The sequence below is a fragment of the Aequorivita todarodis genome (assembly GCF_028561335.1).
Classification (GTDB): domain Bacteria; phylum Bacteroidota; class Bacteroidia; order Flavobacteriales; family Flavobacteriaceae; genus Aequorivita; species Aequorivita todarodis.
The window spans coordinates 1-20,583 of the sequence record NZ_JAQQTG010000006.1; the positions used below are offsets into that span (position 1 = coordinate 1).

Sequence of the window (20,583 nt, forward strand, 5' to 3'; positions counted from 1 at the left end):
CACCAGTTGTCCCGCCAGGGGCACCGCTGGGTAGCTACGTCGGGAAGGGATAAGCGCTGAAAGCATATAAGCGCGAAACCCACCACAAGATGAGATTTCTTTAAAGGGCCGTGGGAGACTACCACGTCGATAGGCCGCAGGTGCAGGGGCAGCAATGTCCGTAGCCGAGCGGTACTAATAGCCCGTAAGCTTATGTACGGCCTCCCCCCGGCCCCCTCCCAAGGAGGGGGAGCAACTCAGACTTGCTACCGGGGGCGGCGAACTCTTTTTTTAAGTAAAGTTCGCTTTTCTTCTATTGTTTGTTTTCCGATATGTNAAGTGGTTCCCCCTTCGGGGGCTAGGGGGCAGATCTAAGGTGGCTATAGCGACGGGGCTCACCTCTTACCATTCCGAACAGAGAAGTTAAGCCCGTTTGCGCCGATGGTACTGCTATCCAGTGGGAGAGTAGGTCGCCGCCTTCCTTTAAAGACCCGATCTTACGATTGGGTCTTTTTTTTTGGGATAGATTGAATTCTCTCCCACTGCCGTGGGTGGCAGGGGCGGCGGGCCCGAAATTTTTCAATAGTGGGGGCATCTGAATGCCGCCCCTGCCGTTTTTACCTCTAAAGACGCCTTCCTTTAAAACCGTCATCATTTACTTGATGGAGGTTTTTTTTTTGAACAAATTGGCGTCAAAAACCAGTTGGGTACACATCGAAAGGTGACACAAAAGATAGCGTCAAAGACCCGAGCGTTCAATAAAACCTTCCATCTTTTTCAATAAGATAATAGGGATTTCTTCAACTGTTTTAGGCTTTACTGCTACTTCATTTTTCATTATATTTATTCAGAAAATAAAGTAGCTTTCCACAAATGCTGAAAAATCCGGAAATAGACCTCGCCTGGGATTTCGTCAACAATACCGACAGAACTATTTTCTTGACCGGAAAGGCAGGAACGGGCAAGACTACATTTCTCCATAAATTAAAAAACGAGTCCCTTAAAAGACTGGTGGTGGTTGCGCCTACAGGAGTTGCGGCTATCAATGCGGGTGGCGTAACCATCCATTCCTTTTTTCAACTTCCTTTTGGGCCGATATTGCCCGAAACGGAAAAGCTTCAGAATAATTCATTTTCAAAAAAATTTAGCAGAAATAAAATCAACATCATAAAATCCTTGGATTTGCTGATCATTGACGAGATAAGTATGGTGCGGGCCGACTTATTGGACGGCATAGATCAGGTTTTACGGCGGTTTCGCGATAGGAATAAACCCTTTGGAGGCATCCAACTTTTGATGATCGGCGATCTGCAGCAACTTTCGCCCGTAATAAAGGAGGAGGAATGGCAACTTCTAAAACAACATTACAGTACGGGATTTTTCTTCGGAAGCAAAGCATTTCAGGCTTCCAATTCACTTTCAATAGAGTTAAAACACATTTACAGGCAGGAAAGTGCGGAGTTCATAAAAATTTTGAACGAAATAAGAAATGATAGGCTAAGTGCCGAATCCTCGGAAGTATTGAACAAGCGTTATCTGCCACACTTTTCAGCAAATACCGCAGATGGATATATAACGCTTACCACCCACAACAACCGGGCTGACAGGATTAATTCCGCTGAATTGAAAAAACTGAAGGGGAAAACTTTTGTTTACGAGGCGGAAATAGAAGGCAAATTTCCAGAATATACCTACCCAACGCACCCAGAACTGGAACTGAAAGTGGGCGCACAGGTTATGTTCATTAAAAACGACAGTTCTCCGGAAAAGCGCTATTTCAACGGAAAGATTGGAACCGTTCTCAGTTTGGACGAAGATGAAGTAGTAATAAAATGCCCGGAGGACGATTTCCCCATTGTAACCACGGCCGAAGTCTGGAAAAACATCAATTATTCCATCCAAAAGGAAACAAAGGAAATTGTTGAGGACGAAATGGGTTCCTTTACCCAGATTCCCCTGCGGTTGGCTTGGGCCATTACCATCCACAAAAGTCAAGGACTTACTTTTGAAAAAGTAATCATCGATGCGGGCGAGGCCTTTGCCCACGGCCAAACCTACGTAGCTTTGAGCCGCTGCAAAACCTTGGAAGGCATTGTTCTGACCGGGCCATTGGGTCAAAAAAGCATTATCAATAATCACGAGGTTGCATCGTTCAGCAAAAATGCGGAGGAGAACCAGCCCGATACCTCGGTTTTGGAGGCTTCGCAAAAAACCTATCAACTAAACCTGATTGATGAAATTTTCGACTTTTATTCCTTTTTGCATCCCGTGGGAAGGATTATTGACATTTATTATAAAAACAAAACCAGTATCCAAGGAAATTTACTGGAACAATTGACTATTCTGAAAGAAAATGGCGTAACAAAACTTTTAAAAATCAAAGCCACTTTTAAATCTGAACTTGTAAGGTTAAGTGAAACCGTTGCCCCGGAAAACAATACTGCTCTGCAGGAACGCTTCAAAAAGGCGGTCGCTTATTTTGAAAAACACATCGAGGATTATATCAAAATACCTTTGAACGAACTCAATTATAGCACGGACAACAAGGCGATACGGCAAGAAATTGAAAACCATTTGGAAACCTTGGAAAATTTGTTGGCCATCAAATCCTTCTGTTTTGCAGGTTTAAAAAAGGGGTTCAATACTTCGGAATATTTATCGTTACGTGCAAAGGCAGTGCTTCAAAAGGAAGAAAAACCGAAACGGCAGAAAAAGGAGTTCATCGCTTCAACCGAGCATCCTGTTTTGTTTGAAAGGCTGCGGGAACTTCGCACTAAATTTTCAGAAGAAGAAGGGATTGCTCCTTATCAGGTTTTCACCCAAAAAGCTCTCTATGAAATGTGTCAGGTTTTGCCGAGAAATTCCAAACAATTACGAGCTATAACCGACATCGGGAAGGTAAGGCTCGAAAATTATGGTTCCGCAATTCTCGAACTTATTACGGATTATTGCGAAGAGAACGATATAGCGCCAAAAACTGAGGCTGCTACAATTCCGAAGAAAAGCAGCACCCAACAAATTTCGTATGAATTATTTAAAAGTGGAATGAGTATTCCTGAAATTGCGAAAGAACGGAATTTTACCACGCGCACTATCGAAGGCCATCTCAGTGCATATTTAGCAACGGGCGAAATTAAAATAACCGACTTAATGCCAGAGGAAAAATTCCTTGAACTTAAAAAAATTATGGAAACCGTGCCTTATGAAGGTTTCGGGGATTTAAAGAGCAAAATTGACGAGAAGTTTACCTATAATGACTTAAGAATGGTTTCCAATGCCATTCAATTTTCCAATAACAAATAATACAAATTGCTTCTCTCCGGCGATTTTAAATAAAATAAGCTAATATCACTGCCAATATAACCGCCGTCATTTTTGAAAGATTAAACTTATGATTTTTGGAACTTTCAAAAAGAATGGTCGTGGAAACGTGCAGAAAAATTCCGATTACCACTGCGGTGAGTTGGGTTTCGTATTTGTGGATTCCTTCATAATTGGAGGCGAGATAACTTCCCAAAGGCGTTAGTAGCGCAAAGAAAAACAGAAAGAGCAGGGTAGTAGTCCTCTTATAACCTGCCGTTATAAAAAAGAAAGAGAGAATAATGGCCACGGGTATTTTATGGATGATAATGGCCAACAACAGATTGTTATCTTCCGAAATGGGAAAACCTTCCAAAAACGCATGAATACCCAAACTTAAAAAGAGAATCCACGGAAAATGTTTGTGCTCGGCATGCAAATGTACGTGCCCGTGTTCTGCTCCCTTTGAAAAGAATTCCAAGAAAATTTGAAGCAAAATACCCAACATTATATAAACGCCAATACTTTTTGAAGGGGTTTCAAAAACGTGGGGAAGTAGTTCAAAAACGGTAATGGAGAGCAGGAAAGCGCCGCTGAATGCCAAAAAGACTTCCATATTGCGCAATTCTTTTTTCTTTAAGAACAACGCCACGAAATAGCCTATTGCCACGGCCAAAAAAAGCAATAAATAATTCATCAATTGAAAATTAATATAAGGCGTTCGGAACTATTTTTATCAAATTTGTTTAAATGATAATCGCCGAACGTATGTTTTAGTTCAACTTCTGCTGCTTCAAAATATATGTTGAAATCTTCCAAAGTAAGGGCTTTTACGCGTTCCGTGAAAAAGTAGTCCTCACCTTCCTCCTTAAAACGGATGTTTTTGATGATGTAGCCATCTTCAACATATTTTTCAAGGTGAAAAACGATATTGCCAATCTTTTTCCTTTCTGAGGGAATCATGTTTTTGATTGCGAGCTCAACATTTAGAAAATCTATCACGCCGTGGCCCTCGGGTTTTAATTCAGCTTTGATTGCCTTTATGGTTCGCAGGTTGTCTTCTTCATTTTCGAAATATCCAAAACTGGTAAAAAGGTTGAATACTGCGTCAAACTGTTTTGGATAGGGCAAACACATATCGTGGACCTCAAAATGAAGCCCGGGCTTTTCGTATTGTTTGGCATATTGAATACTTTCCTCGGAAAGATCTACGCCGGTAACGTCAAAGCCCTGTTTGTAAAGATATTTGGAGTGGCGCCCGCGGCCACAGGCCAAATCTAAGATGGAATCCTTCGGTTTCAGGTTTAAAAACGCGGTAAGCTGGTTCATAAAAAGTGCCGCTTCCCGGTGGTTTCGGTCCTTGTAAAGAATGTGGTAATAAGGGGTGTTGAACCACGAAGCGTACCAATTGTCTTTTTCTTTTTGCATAGTTCTCGTTTCGCCCTGCTAAAATACTGTATTTTTGTGGCCTTATTAAACTGAAGTTTTTTAATTTCATCAAAATAGACAATTAATCAAAAATTACCTGCCTTTGCGGGCCTCACTTATGACAAAGAATTTTAAAATGGTGGCGAAAACCCTTTTTGGGATGGAGGAACTGCTGGCGCAGGAGCTTCGCCAATTGGGTGCCTCGGCTATTGAAATAGGTACCCGAAATGTTTCCTTTGAAGGGGATACGGGATTTATGTACAAGGCCAATCTCTGCTGCCGGACGGCCATCAAAATACTTAAGCCCATTACCGCTTTCAATATTTTTACTGAAGAAGATCTTTATAAGAAAATTTATGAAATGCCCTGGGAAAATTATATGGACGTAAAAGGTACGCTGGCCGTTAATGCTACCGTTTTTTCTGATGTGTTCACGCATTCCCAGTACATTGCTCTTAAAACGAAAGATGCAATTGTGGACAGGTTTCGCGATAGGGAAGGCGAGCGGCCGGATGTAGATTTGGACCATCCCACACTTCGGATAAATATCCATATTGACAGAAACATTTGTACAGTTTCCTTGGATAGTTCTGGGGAATCGTTGCACAAACGGGGTTATAAGGTGGAAAGCACCCTTGCCCCCATAAATGAAGTGCTTGCGGCAGGAATGCTAATGCTCGCGGGCTGGCAGGGGCAATGTGATTTTCTGGACCCGATGTGCGGCGGAGGAACCCTGCTCACGGAAGCAGCAATGATAGCCTGCAATATTCCGCCGAACCTGAACCGTGAGGAATTCGGTTTTGAAACCTGGCCTGACTTTGATGTTGACCTTTATGAAAAGATTGAAGAGGCGGCCCTAAAAAAGGTTCGCGATTTTCCGCATAAAATCTATGGTTTTGATACCGATCCCATTGCAATACATAAGGCTAAGGAAAATATCAAAAGCGCCAATTTGCAGGATTTTATTGAAGTGAAGCAACAGGATTTCTTCGAGAGTGAAAAGCAAAATGACAAACCCTTGTATATCGTTTTCAATCCGCCGTATGACGAGCGAATCTCGGTGAACGATGTGGAAGAATTTTACAGCGCCATCGGTAATACCTTGAAGCGCGGTTATCCGGGAACGCAGACGTGGATGATTACTTCAAATATGGAAGCCTTGAAATTTGTGGGTCTTCGTCCTTCAAAAAAGATAAAACTCTTCAACGGAAAGCTGGAGTCTAAACTGGTGCGGTACGAAATATATGAGGGCAGCAGGAAAGCCAGTAAACAGTAACACAGTATTCAGTCGCGGTTTTCAGTCGCGGTTTTCAGTCGCAGTTTTCAGTTGCAGTTTTCAGTTACAGTTTTCAGTTGCGGTTTTCAGTTGGAAGAAATTATTCCACCTTTGAGGGCTGGGGGGCCGTTTTCTTAAAAATAGGAATCAAATAAGAAATTGAATACCCGTACCCAACGCCAAACTCACTATAATCATACGTTCTGTTGAAACCGGGAATGTAAAGGTTTGCGAAGTTCTCGGGTTCGTCCTCGGCGATTTTTCTTTTTAACTGAACGTTTATGGAGAGATACAGATTATTGAGTATTTCGGTTTTTACGCCAACGATCAATTCGGCCCAGTGGGCTGTTAAACCTGTATATTCCTGTGAATCGTAAATTGTTTGCGTGGGAAAAGCGGGGTTATCTGTATAAATTCTATAACTTGTAAGTTCCTGCTTAAAGGTTGAAAAACCATACCGCAGCCCAAGTGTAATGGCGTTTTCCATCCCCAGCCAGTTTTCATAGGCGTTGTAATCAAAACCTATTTTGGCATAGCTGCCGCTGGTCTTTGCGGAAATATAAGGCTCATTCCAGTCCTTTTTTTCATTGCCCAGTTCCACGGCGGCGTAAAACTTTTTGGCAACCCGGAAATCGCCCATCACCTCAAATCCGGAATAGCCGTCTTCAATCAACGTTCGTAAAGGCTTGGCCAAATCAACACCAACCCGCAATCCAAATTTCTCAATTTTTGGAATTGTATCGTTGGCTGTTTCACTTTTCTTTTGCGCCACCATTGCTTGCGTGCCGCAAAAAAGACTAATGCAGCATAGTAATGTGGGCGCTATTTTCATCATTTACAGTTTCTCGTATTACAGTAACTTGTTTTATCCAATTTCCAGTTCCTCCTTCTTGTTCCAAATCTGCATCCAGATTGTGGAATTCGGTTTTAAAACCACAAGCACGGTTCACGTAGTCATTTTGTCTTCGGTAAACGAACATCACCTTATCTATATTGGTCAACGTGTCATTGGTTCTAAAAGTTGTTCTTATGAATTTATATTTTGTGGTATCTGAAGTCGTGCTAAGAGGTATGGCGATTTCTTTTGTGTTTTCAAAGGAAATTACTTCCACAGGGTTTTCATAGTCTGTTTGGACACTCAACACATTTACATTTTTCGTATTGGCTGGGTTTGCAAAATCATTAAAGGCAATGACTACTTTTGCCGTAGTTGCGGTATCGGGTGGACAAATATCGTCCTTTGTGCAGCCTTTAAAGGTAAAAACTATTAGGATTGGTAAAATAATTCGTTTAATCATATTTTTGAATATCGTTTTTCCAAAAGTACAACATTTTCCACGTGGTGCGTCTGTGGAAACATATCTACGGGCTGCACCTTGGTAACTTTATATTTCGCATCCAAAAGGGCCAAATCGCGGGCTTGGGTTGCGCTATTGCAACTTACGTACACAATTTTATCAGCACCAAGATTCAAAAGTTGGGCCACAACATCTCCGTGCATGCCGTCCCGCGGAGGATCTGTGATAACAATGTCTGGATTGCCGTGTGCCGTTATAAATTCTTCATTAAAAACCTTTTTCATATCGCCAACGTAAAATTCCACGTTTTCAATATTGTTCAATTTCGCGTTTTCCTTTGCTGCGGAAATAGCGTCCGGCACGGCTTCAACGCCAATTACCTTTTTCGCCTTTTTAGCTACAAATTGTGCAATGGTTCCCGTTCCCGTGTAAAGATCATAAACCAATTCATTACCGGTAAGTCCCGCAAAATCACGGGTTATTTTGTAAAGTTCGTAGGCCTGTTCGCTGTTGGTTTGGTAAAAGGATTTGGCGTTTATCTTAAATTTCAAACCTTCCATTTCCTCAAAAATATGGTCCCTTCCGTGGAAAAGTTCAATTTCCTGATCGTAGAGCGTATCGTTTCCTTTGGAATTGATTACGTATAAAAGCGAAGTAATCTGCGGAAATGCCTCGGCAATGGCATTTAACAGCAAATCTCTATTTTCTTCGTCTTCGTGAAAAAACTGAAGCAATACCATAATTTCCCCGGTGGAAGAAGTGCGGATCATCAAGGTCCTTAAAAAACCTTCCTGATTTCTCGTGTTGAAAAAAGTTAAATTCAATTCCTCCGCTTTCGCTTTTACAAAATCACGAATGGCATTGCTCGGGTCGGCTTGCAGGTAACAAATTTCAAGATCTAAAATCTTGTCCCACATACCGGGAATGTGGAACCCAAGGGCATTCCGATTTTCTATTATTTTGTCGCTCTTTATCTGCTCCATCGTTAGCCATTTGTTATCGCTGAAGGAAAATTCCATCTTATTGCGATAAAAGTATTGTTTTTCGGAACCCAAAATAGGCTGAATTTCGGGTAATTCAACCTTGCCTATGCGTTTTAGGTTTTGTTCGATTTCCTTTTGTTTAAAGAAGAGTTGATGCTCGTAGCCCATGTCCTGCCACTTGCAGCCGCCACAAGTCCCAAAATGCGGACAAACGGGCTCGACCCTTTTCTCGGAATATTTTGAAAACGAAATGGCAGAACCTTCGTAAAAAGCCTTTTTCTTTTTAAAGGTTTGTACGGTAACCACATCGCCGGGCACGGCATTATCTATAAAAACTACCCTTCCGTCCGGGGCTTTGGCAACGGCTTTGCCCTTTGCGCCCGCGTCAATCACTTCAAGGTCTTCTAGTACTATTCGCTTATTTTTTCTCGCCATAGGCGCAAAAATAGCACAATTGTTAGGTTTAAATCCTGTTAAGCCTTCAAAAAATGTGGGATATATTTAGTAATTTGCAGCCCACGGAGGATTCCGCTCCGAAAAGCAGGAATCGAAACTTTTTTACTTCAAAATTATTACAATCTTATGTCAGTTTTAGAGCACACAGCTTCCCAAAAAGCTATCGATTTAGAAAACAAGTATGGAGCCCACAATTATCATCCGCTTCCCGTGGTTTTGAACAGGGGAGAGGGCGTGTATGTTTGGGATGTGGAAGGCAAGAAATATTACGACTTTCTTTCGGCCTATTCCGCGGTAAACCAGGGTCATTGCCACCCGAAAATAGTTGGGGCAATGACCGAACAGGCAAAAACATTGACCCTTACTTCGCGGGCGTTTTATAACGATATGCTTGGGAAATATGAAAAATTTGCCTGCGAGTTCTTCAATTTCGACAAATTGCTGCCCATGAATACGGGTGCCGAAGCTGTGGAAACCGCTTTAAAAATTTGTAGAAAATGGGCGTATGAAAAGAAGGGCATCGATGAAAATGAAGCCGAAATAGTCGTTTGTGAGAACAATTTCCACGGAAGGACCACTACTATTATTTCCTTTAGCAACGATCCCGTGGCGCGAAAGCATTTTGGCCCCTATACCAAAGGGTTTATAAAAATTGAATACGACAATCTGGAGCAATTGGAAAAACATCTGGCAAGCAATAAGAACATTGCGGGTTTCTTGGTGGAGCCTATTCAAGGCGAAGCGGGCGTATATGTGCCTTCGGAAGGCTATTTGCGCAAAGCGAAGGCTTTATGTGAAAAACACAACGTACTTTTTATTGCGGACGAAGTACAAACGGGAATCGCCCGTACCGGAAAGCTTTTGGCCTGCGACCATGAAAATGTAAAGCCCGATATTCTTATACTTGGCAAGGCAATGAGTGGCGGTGCCTATCCGGTTTCTGCGGTTTTGGCGAATAATCATATTATGGAAGTTATCCAACCGGGCAATCATGGCTCTACTTTTGGTGGAAACCCTGTGGCCGCCGCGGTTGCCATTGCGGCGTTGAGTGTGGTTAAAGATGAAAAGCTCGCGGAAAACGCCGAAAGACTTGGCAAAATTTTTAGGAGCGAACTGAACAAGTATATTGAAAACAGCAACATTTGTAAGCTGGTTCGCGGCAAGGGTCTTTTAAACGCAATTGTGATCAACGATTCGGAAGATAGCGATACCGCTTGGAACATCTGTTTAAAACTGCGGGACAACGGGCTGCTGGCCAAACCCACACACGGAAACATCATCCGGTTTGCGCCGCCACTGGTAATGAACGAGAAACAACTGATGGATTGTGTTTCAATAATTATTGAAACGTTGAAGGGCTTTGAAAAATAAAACTTCGACTGCGCTCAGTTCGACGCATTAAACAATGTGGGATTGCATCGTGCCTCGCATTAATTCTAAAATCAAAACGGCCCCGAGAATATCGAGGCCGTTTTTTTTGTAGTATGGGAAAAATAAATCCTTCTTGGAGAGGGATTTTCTCTTATTTATTGTGGACTATAACTTTATAGTCTAAAATAAAATCTTCTGAAGTGGTAAGTTTTACCAAATAAACACCATCACTTAAGTTACCGGTATAAAAGCTATATTTATTTTTGGAGCCCAAGTTTTTCTCTTGGATCACCAATTTGCCGTTCATATCATAAACCATTGCAGAATTGATGGTATATCCTTCTGGGTTGCTAACTTCCATTTGCTGTACTGGGTTGTTTTGGAATACATTCACATTTGCCAAAACAGCATCCTTGGCTTCAAGCTCAGTTTGCGGCGTATCGCGTTTTATGTTCGGGTTGCGGAAAACGATAAAAAATCTGTTGTCATAGGTGCCTGCCGGTAATGTTAGGATAACGCCAGAAGCAGTTGCGTTGTTCAATTCTTTATAGGTGTTTTCTTGGCTGTCGAAAAGATAGGCGTGTTGGTATGGTTTTTTAACTTCCTCAACTACAACCAAACGTATTTGTGCGTTGTTTTTTACTTTAAAGGCTATTGGTATTTGCTTGTCCAAGCTGTAATTTGTGCCGTTGATTACATAAGGTTTGCGGTCATTGTCATTGCCAATAGGAAAGTAAGCATCCGTCTTCAGGTCTTGGGCGCTCAATCCATCCAAACCACGGTCGTAACCATCGGTAGCTTGATCGTAAAAAGCAATTACCATATCTCTGGTTACCGCTTCATCAAAAATTGCCCAAATACGTGTTTGTGGTGTACGGTTATCTACATTCGTTGTGGTTTCTGCGGAAGTGGATAAGGTTGGTCCTCCAGCATTGTTGCCTTCGTCTGGGGTAGTATTACCGTCCGGTCTTTGGAAAACGGAACCAGCGGTATCTTCTTTGAAAAACACTCTGTATGAGTTTTTTATTTTAACAGGACCGTTGGCATCCCCTACAAACATAATGCCTTGGCCAATAGGTGCGAAGCGTTTGTTTTGATCGGTACCACCAGTTCCTACTTGCGTGCCATTTCCTCCACCAGAGTTATAGTAATAAAAAGGAGCTTCGGCATAAACTCCTAAAGTCCCCGGAGGAATATTATTAGGAATGTTATCTGTATCTTCTGTCCCCACAGTATAAACGCCATAGCCATAAGGTTTTTGGGAGTAATAATGAGAAGCTACAGTTCTATCTTCATCATAATACCTAAATGTACCCAAGGCAGCATTGTCTGGCAAATCATAAAAAAGTTTATTTAAGTCTAAAGCAGATGGATAGGGGTTTCCGGCAAGGGTCATTAAACCTGTATCTACCGGAATAGTAAAGGTGCCACTGTTTGGTCTTCCTCTAAAGTCATAAGTTACGTTGATACCTGGAACTGCCCAACCTACACCTTTCATGGTAAAACCATATCCTGGAGGTACAGCAGTGTTAGCGTTTATTCGTTGATAGTCGGCTTCGGCTTCGGTTCCGGGAAACTTATGAGTGTAAAGCCAACGGGTGGAAATTGTCATGGGGGTTGGTGATCCATCTTTATATGGAGTAATAGCAGCTAAACGGGCTGCAGTTACACTTGTTAACGGCAAGGGTTCATATACATTTACAATACCAGCCCATGGATTGCCAGCTGGTTGTGGAGTGGCTAAAGTGCCCGGGTAGCCGACTGGTGAGCACCAATAGTAATATGCCCAATTATTAGTTTCCGGGGTGTTTTGTTGCACGGAAAGCTGGCCATTTCCACTATTGTTAGATGTGGTTCCTCCCTGTATCAACTGACCGTTCTCTCGCAAATAAATACTTGCTTCGGTAGTACTCGGGCCATTGGTGTTTCTGGTCAAATTTATTTCATTTGCAACGTATAGAACCTGATCCTTTACATACACATAGGAATCAGTAGTACCGTTCGGCTTGACGCTTAGCTGCGCGAACGCACCGGCAGTTGTTAAAAGTAAAGTTGAAAAGAGTAGTAGGTTTTTCATATTTTTACGGTTTTTAAAAGCATTGATGTTGGGGCAACAAAGCCTTTTTTGACGGTTTAAATTTAAAAATAAAATTCAATATATTGTATAGTTTGCTGCAAAATACATAAAAATTTCGTTATTAGGCGATTAACAGCGTTAAATGGTAGGTGCGGCAACTATTAGGGAATTAATACATAAAGTAAGTTTTCTATGGAGATCGGCGATAAGGTTTCGGTATTGGATGATGCCATTTCAGGCGTGGTTACTGCCTTGAAGGGCAATGAGGTGACCATTATAACGAATGATGGTTTTGAACTGGACTTTTTTAAAAACGAACTGATTGTTATGGACGGTTCGCTATCAAAAAGAGAGCTGGCCCAGATGGACGTTTCTTCCATTATTTCAGAAAAACAGCACAAAAAGCCTGGAAAGACCAAACGAATAAAGCCGAAGGAACGCAATTTGCCCCCGATGGAGGTTGATCTGCACATCAACCAATTGGTGCCAAAAACCCGCGGAATGGACAATTATGAAATGCTGACCATCCAGCTGGATACGGCAAAAAGGCAGTTGGATTTTGCTATTTCCAAACGAATCCAAAAAGTGGTTTTTATTCACGGCGTGGGCGAAGGCGTTCTTCGCACAGAGCTGGAGTATCTTTTTAACCGGTATGATAACCTGAAATTCTACGATGCCGATTATCAAAAATACGGACGTGGGGCTACCGAGGTTTATATTTATCAGAATGTGAAGTAGGGATTAGAAAAACAGGTTGCAGAATTGGGATGCTTTGGGATCAACTGGCGGCGAATCCAACATTTTCGGCCATTGTGAACGGCTTTAACAGCGGGAATTAATTCAATCTCGAATCAAAAAAAATCAACAAAGCCCGAATTAACCATTTAACGAGTTCAAAATTCCGGGGTGGTTGTTTTAGGGATGGTTTCCACATTATTTAGGGTCCCCATATTCAGCGTTTCCTGCGTAATTTCTTCTTCACCGTTTACTAAAACCAAATTCTTCAAAACAATTTTTACGCTTTTAATGATTTTATAAGTGTGCTGGCGATATTGGTTAATGTCATAATCAACGGCTACGGCAGGGTTTAGGTAATCCGCGCCCACGCTGGAATCCGTAACGTCGTTTCTTGGGTCCAAATTTCCGTCCTTGTCTTCGTCCCGCGTTAGCACGCCGTCGCCGTCATCATCGGGATCTAGATAATCGGGTGTTCCATCACCATCGGTGTCCAACGGATTTGTGAAGGGGTCGTTGTCGCCATCGGCATTTTCAATATCCAGTTCAAGCGCCGTGGGCACGTTGTCGCCATCGTCGTCCACATCGTATAAATCCGGGAGGCCATCACCGTCAGTATCACCGTCAAATTCTTTATCTGCTGGAACGCCGTCATTATCATCGTATCCAAAAGTAGTTGTGAATTCGGCAGTGCCCGAGGCAGCAAAATAATCTACGGTAACCCTTGGTGAAGTGGGCGGAATGCTGCTGCAAAAGTAGCCGTTGCCCAACACCCCGTCATAGGTGCGGTAGTTCACAAAATTTGTGGTACCGTTAAGAATATATGGCTTAAGGCCTTCGGTTTTATAGAGACTGTCCGTTACGCCCAGTTTTAGCGAAAGGCTTTCCAGCGCTTCGGGGTTGACCTTGAAAAAAACGAAATTGCCCAAATCGCCACAGCTTTGCAGTTCGGCATCATCAAAATTGAAGGTGGTTATAATAATATCGCCGTCATCGCAGCTTTGTAGAAGGATTGTAGCCAAAAAAAGGAAAAGAATTTTTTTCATTCGTATTAAATATTTTGATAAAGAGGAACGCTTTGACCGCGCTAAGCAGCACGGGTCCGAAATCCCTAAACCATTCATCTTTGCTTTGTATAACCCGCGAATGGGTATTTCATCTATGTAAAAATTACCAACAGCTACAAAGTAACGCATTTCTTTTTAACTGAAACGTCAGCAAAACTGTTTTAATATGTATTTTTGCGAACCGAAATTATTGAGCGGAATTTACATGAAAATTGAATTCGGCCACAGCCCGATTTTACAAAAATATTTATTGAATGAAAAAAGTATATTTTGATAGTGCAGCTACCACCAAGCCAAGAGACGAAGTGATTAATTGCATTACTGAAGTTTTAAAAACAGAATACGGAAACCCTTCATCTACACATTCTTACGGTAGGTCATCAAAATCGTTACTCGAAAACGCGCGAAAGGAAATAGCAAAATTGTTGAATGTATCTGCAAGTGAAATAATATTCACTTCCGGCGGAACGGAGGCAGATAATTTAATACTTAACAGTGCTGTGCGCGATCTTGGCGTTAAGCGGGTTATCTCCAGCCGTATTGAGCATCATGCGGTATTGCACACGTTGGAATGGCTTCAAAAGGAATATAATGTTCAAGTAGATTTTGTGAATTTAAAGGAATGCGGATATATAGACTACGGGCATTTAGAAACCCTTTTGGAAAATACTTCGGAAAAAACGTTGGTAAGCTTGATGCATGTTAACAATGAAGTGGGAAACCTTCTGGATTTGGGGCGGGTAGCGCTTCTCTGTAAAGAACATAAAGCGCTTTTCCATAGTGATACCGTACAATCCGTTGGGCATTTTGAACTTGATTTTAAAGAAATACCCATCGATTTTGCAGCTGCCGCAGCACATAAGTTTCACGGGCCCAAAGGCGCTGGTTTTGCTTTTATTCGGAAAAATTCAGGGATACGGGCCTTGATACACGGTGGCGAGCAGGAGCGAGGCATGCGCGCTGGAACTGAAGCGGTCTATGCAATAGCGGGAATGGCGGAAGCGCTGAAGATTTCGTATCAAAACCTTGAAAAGGAACGAAAATACATTACCGAGCTCAAGGATTATTTTAAAGAACAGCTTTCAGAAAACATTCCAAACGTAAAGTTTAACGGAGGTTGCGACGATAATGAAAACAGCACCTATACGCTATTGAACGTCTGTTTGCCCATTTCCGAAGAAAAAGCGATGCTGCTTTTGTTTCAGTTGGATTTAAAAGGAATAGCCTGTTCCAAAGGAAGCGCCTGCCAGAGTGGGAGTGAAGGGGGCTCGCACGTTTTGAACGAAATTCTTTCCGATGAGGATTTAAGCAAACCCTCCATTCGTTTTTCCTTTTCCAGTTTCAATAAAAAGGAAGAAGTGGATTATGTGGTGGATGTTTTGAAGGAGTTTATTGATAACGGGATTGGTTAGTTATTCTGCCAGTTGATGAGTCTGAACAAGAGGCAATGAAAATTCGCTAATTCACAAGGCATAGGGAAGTCATTAAATAATGACAACCTACACAATCTTGAATCTTGAATTTTAAATCTTGAATCACTTAAAACTTCGCAGTAAGCCGAACGTTGAAAACACGTGGGGTCAAGTAGTTCGGGATTGCATACTGAACTTTGGTGTAAACATCTCTCACAAAAGTATTGGTGATAGAGTTCTGCACATCAAAAATGTTGAATATTTCCGCGCCAATAGAAAGTTCCTTAAAAGGTTTCAGCCAGCCGCTATCCCTTAATTTCGTGTCATCCACAAGCACGTAGCTCACGCCAAGATCGGCGCGTTTGTAATCGGGCAAACGGGTTTGATACTTGTAAGGATCTGCATAACTGGGCGATCCGCCGGGAAGACCGGTATTGTACGTTAGGTTTAAATACATTTTAAGTGAAGGAATTACCTTTACGTAATCCTGAAACAACATTCCAAACTTCAAACGTTGGTCCGTTGGCCGGAAGATATAGCCGCGATCATCAATGTTTTCCTCGGTCTTCATATACCCAAAGCTCAACCAGCTCTCCGTGCCGGGAACAAACTCTCCCGCCAATCGCAAATCGAGCCCGTAGGCGTATGCAACCGCATTGTTGGTAGCACGGTAGCGGATGCGGACGTTTTCCAGGGTATATGGGTTTACGTCGGTTAGATGTTTGTAATACAATTCAGAGTTCAATCTAAAGGCCCTATCCCACATTTTGAAACTATAATCGTTTCCAAAGACAATGTGAATGGATTTTTGGGCTTTCACGCCGGGGCGAACCGTTCCAGAGGAATCGCGCAATTCCCTATAAAAAGGAGGCTGCTGATATACACCGCCCGAAAGACGGAAAAGCATATCCATTTCCCAGTCGGGTTTTAATGCAACCTGAGCCCTTGGGCTGAAAACGGTCTGCGAAGTGCTGCTTATGTTTTTTCCGCTCACCGTCCAATTATGTGCGCGAACGCCAGCGTTCAACCAAAGATCGCTATTTCCTAAGCTGGTTTTGCGGCTCCATTGTGCATAACCGGAAATTCGGTCAATTTGTGTGTCGTTGAGTGCGCGAACGTTTGTATAGGGTACAATAGGAGAAGTATCCGGCTCGTAGGGTTGGTTGTTGGGCGGGAATATGGGTGGGCGGATAGAAAACCCGGCCGAGTCTATTATTTCATATTCCTGCACACGGTCACGGATGTCCTCGCGGGTATATTTTATACCGTATTCTATATTGTTTTCTTCAATGGAGAGATTACCCTTGTGTTCTATGTTTAGAATTAAAGCGTCCAAATCATTTCTGGCATGGGTAAGCTGGCCACCTATGCCACGGGTAAATTCAACCGTGCCCAATTCCTCGCTGCCTATTTCGGTGTTCACTTCGCCCAAGCGGTACTCTGCAAGAATATCATAATATTCCTGCTCTGTGGTTTGGTAAAGGGAGGCTATAAATTTTGCCGTATAATTTTCTGAAACCACCCAAGTAGATTTCAAGGCGCCAAAATAGGTATTGTAACGGTCTTCTTCACGGCCTTCATAAAACACAAGAAGGGCGATGGGGTCTGTAATGGTCCCAAAATTTGTTTGTCTGGTTAGCGGTCTGTAATTGTATTCGTTTATGGAAACATTCCCCAAAAAGCTAAGCTCAAAGCTATTGGTCAACTTATAGGTTAAATACGTTTGTGCATCGGCAAATTTTGGACGGTAGTTGGTTTCGGTCTCTTTGGCCTTTACCAAAAGACTGTTGTCGCGATACCGGATTCCCAAAATCCCGGAAAGGCGTCCGTTTTTGGAAATTCCTTCCACGGAACCGCTGGCCCCCAAAAGGCTTGCGTCTATCGTTGCGCCAAAATCAACGGGTCTGCGGTAGGTAATGTCCAAGACCGAGGAAAGTTTGTCGCCGTATTTCGCCTGAAAACCTCCAGCGGAAAAATCAACATTGCTGGTAAGATCACTGTTCACAAAACTTAAACCTTCCTGCTGCCCACTTCTGATTAGGAATGGCCGATACACTTCAATTTCGTTTACATAAACCAAGTTTTCATCATAGTTTCCGCCGCGAACCGCATATTGTGTGCTCAATTCATCATTGCCATTTACCCCGGGAAGTGATTTTAAGAGGTTCTCAACACCGGCATTGGCGCCCACCATTTTGCGGATCACTTCGGGTGAAATGGTCGTTACGCCTTCCACACGTTTGTTTTCACGACCCGAAATAACCACCTCGCTAATTTGCTCGATACTGGTGTTCATCACCGGATTCAGCTCATAATCTTCGTTGGGCGAGAGGTTTACGGTAACCTGAACTTTTTTATGGCTAACGTGTGAAAACGTTATGGTTACATCTTCATTTGAAGGAATTTCCAGCAAATAAAACCCGTTAAAATCTGTGATGGTCCCAGAGTCTTTATAAGTTACGTTGGCACCGGAAACCGGAATGTTGTTTTCGTCAAGAATGATTCCTTTAATAACGGCTTTCTGAGCAAACACAACGGTTGCGAAGCAAAATAAAAGGAGGGTGAGCGGTAGTTTTATTGTTTTCAAAAGCTAAGGTTAGGGATGTTTTCTGAAAAATTTTGCTTCAAATGTAGCACTATTTCCAACATTATCTATTACTATAAGTTTGAAATTGTTCTCGGTTTCCAAATTTATATTATCATTGAAATTATAAGTTAGAACGTCTTTTTTGTAATCATATTCCATCAAAATGAATTTTCCGTTGATGGTTCCCCTGTACGAACTGATGCCGCTCAGATCGTCAGTTATTTTCACTTTAAGAAAATTTTGGTGGCTTATCCATTTTCCTTCGGCAAAGTTTACGGGTTTTACAGTAGGCGGCGTTGTGTCAATGGCAACAGTGTAGCTACCAAAAGTCCTAATTTTCGCTGTTAATTTGTCGCCGTTGCGGGTTGTGGAAGTGTATAGGGGCAATCCTTTATAATTAAGCCTTCCAATATAAAGTTTGTCCTTGTCTGATTCGTGATAGTTTGAAATATCGGCCGTGATTGAAATATTGCTATGGATAGGTATAACATCTTCGTGAAATTTCAATATATCGCCTTCGTCTTTTATATCCAAGTAAGTGTCTTCATATAAGCTATTGGCAGGAATATAAATACTGAATTTGCCCTTGGTTATTGAGGTGGCGTGGTCTGCATAAATATAATCCGCTGTCTTTTCCACCTTTTTGGGATCCAATATCTCCATTTTCTTGCCTTCAATAGGAATTGAAACCTGCATGGTGTTTCCTTTGAAGTCGGAAACGTCTATTGTGTAAATTGAAGATAGGCTGTCATTAACGGTGATATAGCCATTATCGTCTTCTTTTGTAATTATGCTCAAAGGATTGTTGGGCTCCCTAAAAAGCTTTTGGACCATACTTTTATTGGTTTCATAGTAATTGTAATCCGTATAACGATTCAAATAGCGCGTTTCGGAAAAAGCAAATTTGTTGAAGAGCACTTCAAACTTTTCAGTGCCGTTGAACTGGGTATTTATTTTATAGGAACCATTTTTATTTGAAGCTCCATCCTGCTGGTCAAAGGTGGTTATTCCGAAGCCAATTTTACCATAAGCGGTCAGGCTTTCGGTTTTATAGGTACCGTCCTTTTGTTTTATCAGCCTTAGTTTTGTTCGGTTCTGGCTTTGGTTTACGTGCGCATCCTCGCCCGTGGGATATGCGAAAACGGCACTCACAATGGGTTTTTTTGAATCGGGTATCTCAATTCCAAACAGAAGCGGGTTCATAGGTCTTTGGGAAGAATCCCGGATTTCGAAATGCAAATGCGGCCCGCCGCTGCCGCCTGTGTTTCCGGTGTATGCAATGAGGTCTCCTTTTTTAACGGGCAGAAGTGTTTTCTCCGGAAAAAGCTCAATTTCAAAAGTCTCTTTTGCGTATTGGGTGTCCTTTGCATATTTTTCAATATCGCCGGCAAAGCTCCGCAAATGGCCGTAAACAGTAGTGTAGCCGTTGGGATGAAGAATATAGAGTGCTTTTCCGTAACCATAATGCTGAACGTTTATTCGGCTTACGTATCCATTTGCCGGGGCATAAACCGGAAGCCCTTCCCGCTGTTCCGTTTTAATGTCCAAACCGCTGTGAAAATGGTTGGCGCGCATTTCGCCAAAATTGCCCGCAAGGACCATATTGATATTTAGTGGGTTGGAAAAATAGTCTGTGGGAATACCATTTTGGCTGTATGCAAACCCGCCAAAAAGCAGGAGCATGGATAAAAATTTCTTCATCGTGTAAAAATAAGAATACGCTATAACTAAAAGGGGAGAGGGGCTGATTTATTGTACTATTTTTCAATATTACAAAAAATTATGGAAAACTTCTTGCTTATTAGGGATGGTATGCTAACTTTGTGAAAGAAGTATTGAACGCAGATTTTAATGAGTAATCTTTCTGAAATAGTTGATTCTCTTGAACATAGGATTGGCAAACTGCTTAGCAGGCATGAAAAATTAAAAAAAGCCAATGCGGAATTGGAAGAAGAACTCACCGTTTTAAAATCGAAACAGCAACAATTTGAAACTGAAATTGAAGCTTGGGCCGAAAAATGTAACTCATTAAAACTGGCAAATTCAATGCTTGGCAGCGACCAACATAAACGAGAAACTAAACTCAAGATAAACGCTCTAGTTCGGGAAATTGACCATTGCATAAGCCAGCTTTCCGAATAAAATTATAACGATGGCCGAACCATTAAAAATAAAACTATCAATTGCAGACAGGGTGTATCCCCTGACCATCAACCCCTCGCAGGAAGAGGGATTGCGGTTGGCGAGCAAGAAGATAGAAGAAATGATCAAGAAGTTCGAGCAAAGTTATGCCGTCCGCGACAAACAGGATGTATTGGCCATGTGTGCCCTCCAGTTTGCCGCCCAGGTAGAGCAAAAACAAATTGATAAATCTAGCGACACACAGGAAACGGAAGCAAAGCTCCAGGCTTTGGACCGTTTGCTGCAGGAGCAGCTATCATAACGTTCTTTAAATTAAATAAGGTACTGCCTACATTAATACTAATTTTTGGTAAACTCAACAGGAATTCTTTAAAAAGGGTGAGTTGAAGTTGTAAAAGCGAGCCGTCTTTGAGCGGATACTTGACCAGCTTGTTAACCCTAAACTTGTTTTTAAGGAGTTTATTCAAAATAA

At 42.1% G+C, this 20,583-nt stretch carries 16 protein-coding genes, 2 rRNA genes and 1 other RNA gene; 10 read left to right on the forward strand and 9 right to left on the reverse strand.

Annotated features, from left to right (window positions below):
- The 3 genes from POV26_RS01870 to POV26_RS01880 form a co-directional block, all read left to right on the forward strand.
- Positions 1 to 198: ribosomal RNA gene (locus tag POV26_RS01870) — 23S ribosomal RNA — on the forward strand; the annotation flags it as partial.
- 153 nt (positions 199 to 351) lie between these two features.
- Positions 352 to 461 (forward strand): 5S ribosomal RNA (gene rrf, locus POV26_RS01875).
- A gap of 391 nt (positions 462 to 852) precedes the next feature.
- Positions 853 to 3,282, forward strand: a complete 2,430-nt coding sequence (locus tag POV26_RS01880; RefSeq protein ID WP_272854793.1) for a helix-turn-helix domain-containing protein — start codon at positions 853 to 855, stop codon at positions 3,280 to 3,282.
- 25 nt (positions 3,283 to 3,307) lie between these two features.
- Here POV26_RS01880 and POV26_RS01885 read toward each other — a convergent pair whose 3' ends face one another.
- Positions 3,308 to 3,976 (reverse strand): ZIP family metal transporter, encoded by a 669-nt coding sequence (locus POV26_RS01885; RefSeq protein ID WP_272854794.1) that lies wholly within the window; start codon positions 3,974 to 3,976, stop codon positions 3,308 to 3,310.
- The gene (locus POV26_RS01890; protein ID WP_272854795.1) at positions 3,976 to 4,707 is read right to left on the reverse strand and encodes a class I SAM-dependent methyltransferase; all 732 of its coding nucleotides are present in this window, start codon (positions 4,705 to 4,707) and stop codon (positions 3,976 to 3,978) included. The genes POV26_RS01885 and POV26_RS01890 overlap by 1 nt, the downstream gene beginning before the upstream one ends.
- Positions 4,708 to 4,825: 118 nt before the next feature.
- On the opposite strand from POV26_RS01890, the gene POV26_RS01895 reads away from it, so the two are divergent.
- Complete coding sequence (locus POV26_RS01895) at positions 4,826 to 5,983, forward strand: THUMP domain-containing class I SAM-dependent RNA methyltransferase (RefSeq protein ID WP_272854796.1); 1,158 nt, start codon at positions 4,826 to 4,828, stop codon at positions 5,981 to 5,983.
- 100 nt (positions 5,984 to 6,083) lie between these two features.
- Here the strand turns inward: POV26_RS01895 and POV26_RS01900 are convergent, their stop codons facing one another.
- From POV26_RS01900 to rlmD, 3 genes are read right to left on the reverse strand one after another with little or no spacing between them, the layout of a single operon-like run.
- Complete coding sequence (locus POV26_RS01900; RefSeq protein ID WP_272854797.1) at positions 6,084 to 6,818, reverse strand: DUF6048 family protein; 735 nt, start codon at positions 6,816 to 6,818, stop codon at positions 6,084 to 6,086.
- The gene (locus POV26_RS01905) at positions 6,781 to 7,281 is read right to left on the reverse strand and encodes a DUF6452 family protein (protein ID WP_272854798.1); all 501 of its coding nucleotides are present in this window, start codon (positions 7,279 to 7,281) and stop codon (positions 6,781 to 6,783) included. The genes POV26_RS01900 and POV26_RS01905 overlap by 38 nt, the downstream gene beginning before the upstream one ends.
- Positions 7,278 to 8,699: a 23S rRNA (uracil(1939)-C(5))-methyltransferase RlmD gene (gene rlmD / locus POV26_RS01910; RefSeq protein WP_272854799.1), complete on the reverse strand. Its 1,422-nt coding sequence runs from the start codon at positions 8,697 to 8,699 to the stop codon at positions 7,278 to 7,280. Before rlmD ends, POV26_RS01905 begins: the two co-directional genes overlap by 4 nt.
- Positions 8,700 to 8,846: 147 nt before the next feature.
- On the opposite strand from rlmD, the gene rocD reads away from it, so the two are divergent.
- Complete coding sequence (rocD, locus tag POV26_RS01915) at positions 8,847 to 10,091, forward strand: ornithine--oxo-acid transaminase (protein ID WP_272854800.1); 1,245 nt, start codon at positions 8,847 to 8,849, stop codon at positions 10,089 to 10,091.
- Positions 10,092 to 10,242: 151 nt separating this feature from the next.
- Here the strand turns inward: rocD and POV26_RS01920 are convergent, their stop codons facing one another.
- Positions 10,243 to 12,168: a T9SS type A sorting domain-containing protein gene (locus tag POV26_RS01920; protein ID WP_272854801.1), complete on the reverse strand. Its 1,926-nt coding sequence runs from the start codon at positions 12,166 to 12,168 to the stop codon at positions 10,243 to 10,245.
- A gap of 192 nt (positions 12,169 to 12,360) precedes the next feature.
- Here POV26_RS01920 and POV26_RS01925 point away from each other — a divergent pair, with 192 nt between their 5' ends.
- Positions 12,361 to 12,906: a Smr/MutS family protein gene (locus POV26_RS01925; RefSeq protein WP_272854802.1), complete on the forward strand. Its 546-nt coding sequence runs from the start codon at positions 12,361 to 12,363 to the stop codon at positions 12,904 to 12,906.
- 155 nt (positions 12,907 to 13,061) lie between these two features.
- Here POV26_RS01925 and POV26_RS01930 read toward each other — a convergent pair whose 3' ends face one another.
- Positions 13,062 to 13,949, reverse strand: a complete 888-nt coding sequence (locus POV26_RS01930; protein ID WP_272854803.1) for a hypothetical protein — start codon at positions 13,947 to 13,949, stop codon at positions 13,062 to 13,064.
- A gap of 275 nt (positions 13,950 to 14,224) precedes the next feature.
- Between POV26_RS01930 and POV26_RS01935 the strand changes: the two genes are divergently transcribed.
- Positions 14,225 to 15,382, forward strand: coding sequence for a cysteine desulfurase family protein (locus tag POV26_RS01935; protein ID WP_272854804.1), 1,158 nt, complete (start codon positions 14,225 to 14,227; stop codon positions 15,380 to 15,382).
- 127 nt (positions 15,383 to 15,509) lie between these two features.
- On the opposite strand, the gene POV26_RS01940 is transcribed toward POV26_RS01935, so the two are convergent.
- Positions 15,510 to 17,969, reverse strand: coding sequence for a TonB-dependent receptor (locus tag POV26_RS01940; protein ID WP_272854805.1), 2,460 nt, complete (start codon positions 17,967 to 17,969; stop codon positions 15,510 to 15,512).
- A 9-nt stretch (positions 17,970 to 17,978) separates the two neighbouring features.
- Positions 17,979 to 19,670, reverse strand: coding sequence for a M23 family metallopeptidase (locus POV26_RS01945; RefSeq protein ID WP_272854806.1), 1,692 nt, complete (start codon positions 19,668 to 19,670; stop codon positions 17,979 to 17,981).
- Between the two features lie 150 nt (positions 19,671 to 19,820).
- On the opposite strand from POV26_RS01945, the gene POV26_RS01950 reads away from it, so the two are divergent.
- From POV26_RS01950 to ssrS, 3 genes are all read left to right on the forward strand, one after another.
- Entirely contained in the window at positions 19,821 to 20,111 is a 291-nt protein-coding gene (locus POV26_RS01950) for a hypothetical protein (RefSeq protein WP_272854807.1), read from the forward strand.
- 10 nt (positions 20,112 to 20,121) lie between these two features.
- Positions 20,122 to 20,412: a cell division protein ZapA gene (locus tag POV26_RS01955; RefSeq protein WP_272854808.1), complete on the forward strand. Its 291-nt coding sequence runs from the start codon at positions 20,122 to 20,124 to the stop codon at positions 20,410 to 20,412.
- Positions 20,413 to 20,464: 52 nt separating this feature from the next.
- Positions 20,465 to 20,572, forward strand: a non-coding RNA gene (gene ssrS, locus POV26_RS01960) — 6S RNA.
- Positions 20,573 to 20,583: the final 11 nt, after the last annotated feature.

Coding starts and splice junctions, on each gene's coding strand:
- POV26_RS01880 (WP_272854793.1), top strand. CDS start 853: ATGCTGAAAAATCCGGAAATAGACCTCGCCTGGGATTTCGTCAACAAT.
- POV26_RS01885 (WP_272854794.1), bottom strand. CDS start 3,976: ATGAATTATTTATTGCTTTTTTTGGCCGTGGCAATAGGCTATTTCGTG.
- POV26_RS01890 (WP_272854795.1), bottom strand. CDS start 4,707: ATGCAAAAAGAAAAAGACAATTGGTACGCTTCGTGGTTCAACACCCCT.
- POV26_RS01895 (WP_272854796.1), top strand. CDS start 4,826: ATGACAAAGAATTTTAAAATGGTGGCGAAAACCCTTTTTGGGATGGAG.
- POV26_RS01900 (WP_272854797.1), bottom strand. CDS start 6,818: ATGATGAAAATAGCGCCCACATTACTATGCTGCATTAGTCTTTTTTGC.
- POV26_RS01905 (WP_272854798.1), bottom strand. CDS start 7,281: ATGATTAAACGAATTATTTTACCAATCCTAATAGTTTTTACCTTTAAA.
- rlmD (WP_272854799.1), bottom strand. CDS start 8,699: ATGGCGAGAAAAAATAAGCGAATAGTACTAGAAGACCTTGAAGTGATT.
- rocD (WP_272854800.1), top strand. CDS start 8,847: ATGTCAGTTTTAGAGCACACAGCTTCCCAAAAAGCTATCGATTTAGAA.
- POV26_RS01920 (WP_272854801.1), bottom strand. CDS start 12,168: ATGAAAAACCTACTACTCTTTTCAACTTTACTTTTAACAACTGCCGGT.
- POV26_RS01925 (WP_272854802.1), top strand. CDS start 12,361: ATGGAGATCGGCGATAAGGTTTCGGTATTGGATGATGCCATTTCAGGC.
- POV26_RS01930 (WP_272854803.1), bottom strand. CDS start 13,949: ATGAAAAAAATTCTTTTCCTTTTTTTGGCTACAATCCTTCTACAAAGC.
- POV26_RS01935 (WP_272854804.1), top strand. CDS start 14,225: ATGAAAAAAGTATATTTTGATAGTGCAGCTACCACCAAGCCAAGAGAC.
- POV26_RS01945 (WP_272854806.1), bottom strand. CDS start 19,670: ATGAAGAAATTTTTATCCATGCTCCTGCTTTTTGGCGGGTTTGCATAC.
- POV26_RS01950 (WP_272854807.1), top strand. CDS start 19,821: ATGAGTAATCTTTCTGAAATAGTTGATTCTCTTGAACATAGGATTGGC.
- POV26_RS01955 (WP_272854808.1), top strand. CDS start 20,122: ATGGCCGAACCATTAAAAATAAAACTATCAATTGCAGACAGGGTGTAT.